The 2,107-nt window shown below is 42.9% G+C and carries 3 protein-coding genes; 1 reads left to right on the top strand and 2 read right to left on the bottom strand.

Features of this window, described 5'->3' with window-relative positions; translation table 11 throughout:
* A partial coding sequence (locus tag L2082_RS19185) for a hypothetical protein (RefSeq protein WP_446012199.1) occupies positions 1-196 on the top strand: 196 nt, incomplete at its 5' end.
* A gap of 79 nt (positions 197-275) precedes the next feature.
* Here L2082_RS19185 and L2082_RS19180 read toward each other — a convergent pair.
* Complete coding sequence (locus L2082_RS19180; RefSeq protein WP_446011327.1) at positions 276-719, bottom strand: hypothetical protein; 444 nt, start codon at positions 717-719, stop codon at positions 276-278.
* 12 nt (positions 720-731) lie between these two features.
* The coding region (locus L2082_RS19175) for an RHS repeat domain-containing protein (RefSeq protein WP_446011326.1) at positions 732-2,107 on the bottom strand (1,376 nt) is incomplete at its 5' end.

Below are 2,107 nucleotides of genomic sequence, written 5' to 3'. Positions count from 1 at the left end.
TACGTCGAAAAATGTTCTGATCAATCTTGCGCATTTCTCCTTCCTCTTGCCGACTCTTCAACTCTTTTCTATATTTTACACGATCATTATGGATTTATTGAATAAAAAATGGGAATTCCTATCCTTTGTACTTATTCAGTACCGAGGTTTTCAGGTTACGGTGGGGCTCGTAGGAGTTGGTGACCAAAGCACCTGAAGCAAAGGTCGCAGATTTGGAGAAAATGAGAGTAGGACACATGGGCGTAGCTCATGCTGTTTGTGTGCCCGGCTCACTGTTATTTTTTCATCTCAACTTTTATTGTATTAGAATCTAAATGCCCCCCCCCCATAGTAGCACCAGAAATTTTAACAAAGAATACAACCTGATTTTGATCAGAATAATCATAAGAGTATGTTTTGTCACCTATAATAGCAAGTTCCCTTTCCACAGGAATCTCCCATTTTGTTTCGTACATTTTTTTTTCAAAAAGTTCTTTTTCACTCCCTCCTATCACAGAAAAAGGAAATTTTTCATCATCGTTAACGTTATCTATCCCATAAATAACAACTGGTTCATAACACCAATATGAATTTTTCAATTTTTCCAAACTCTCATTTGTTACGAGCTTCAAGATGAAATATTCATTGTTCTTTTTCGAGATATCAAAATCAACTATATCAACATAACGGGTACATCCAGAGAGTATCATCCCGATGCAAAAAAATAAAAAAGTTTTCATATACTGTCACCTCTACTTATTGCTTGGCATTACTGTACGCTGCCGAATTTCAGTTGGAATTTTTTTCAAAGCATCCAGGAAAAATTTATGTGCCTCCCCGTGATGGTATCCCCTTTCAATATTGATAGCACCAGACTGACTGCCAAGCTGACTCCCAGTTGTTGCAATACTATCCGATATATCATGACGTTCAAAAGGCATGGCTAATAAGCTCCCTATGCTCCCTAACGCCTGACCTACCAGAGGTATTGTAGCAACTATATCGACAAGCGTTTGATCCTGATAAACATTAACCCATATTTCATAATTATCAGGATTTGATCGTGGAATTGCTGCTACAGGGTCCAATGTTATTAACACATTGACCTTTATCTTTTTTGACTTCAGTTTTGCAGCAATATCAATTGCTGCCGCCCCCCCATAACTATGTCCAATCAAATTTATCGGCTCACATGGCTTTTCTTTATATCTCTGTTCAATATCAGTGACAATATCAGCTACTTCTTCGTACCCGCCATAGACATCCTTAAGAGGAAAACTTTTTCCGTATGGCCCTATGACCAATTTTCGCATCAAATTTGTTGGTCCGAACCCAAGGAGTGAATACTTGTCTCCTCCACCTCCTATCCAATAATCCTTCTTTCCGAGTAGATCAAAACGGTTCACCCCATCATTCCCCACAAACACATACAAATTCAACCCGCCATCTTCCCCAATCGGATCTCGGCTTAACCATCTACCCAACTCAGGCAAATAATATCGATATCCATAATAATACAACCCGATCTCATCATCAGCATACTTCGAACTGAACCGGAACGGATTAATTCCCGCATAACTTCCCATTGCAGAAGTCAACCCACCGAAGGGCGCATATTCGTAGGCAGCAACAACACTTCCATCCGCAGTATCAATCAACTGTCCTACATTACCGTTGGCATCGTAGAAATAGAGGTGAACCTTATCTGCTCCGTGGTCAACTCGTGCCAGAATTCCGCCGATGCCGCCAGCACCCTGTAAACTCTGCGAAAGATCAAGGCCGTAGACGTAACTCGCCGCAACAGCTCCGGCCCCGTCAAGCTCCTCAATCAGATTCCAGCCGTCGTAGACAAAGAAACGGGTTTCATCCGTCTGCCAGGCTGCGCCGTCCCAGGCGGTTGTAATTTTCCGCGCTCTGCGGCCCATATAGTCATACAGAAACTCAAGTTTGTTATCACCAACAGCTGGGCTATTCGGGGTCACTGCGCTGAGTCGATTTTCCCCGTTCCAGGTATAGCTGAAGGTACCATCGTCGGTAAGACTGCCGTCTTCATCATACGCCGGACTGGCCGCTGACCCGTTCGTGTCCACGGAGGTGTACTGGTTCAGATCATTCACGCTGTAACCGA

The organism is Candidatus Electrothrix sp. (assembly GCF_052785085.1).
Note: the sequence above shows the minus strand (reverse complement) of the source record. Positions and strands in the feature narration are given on the sequence as shown.

Coding starts and splice junctions, on each gene's coding strand:
- L2082_RS19180 (WP_446011327.1), bottom strand. CDS start 719: ATGAAAACTTTTTTATTTTTTTGCATCGGGATGATACTCTCTGGATGT.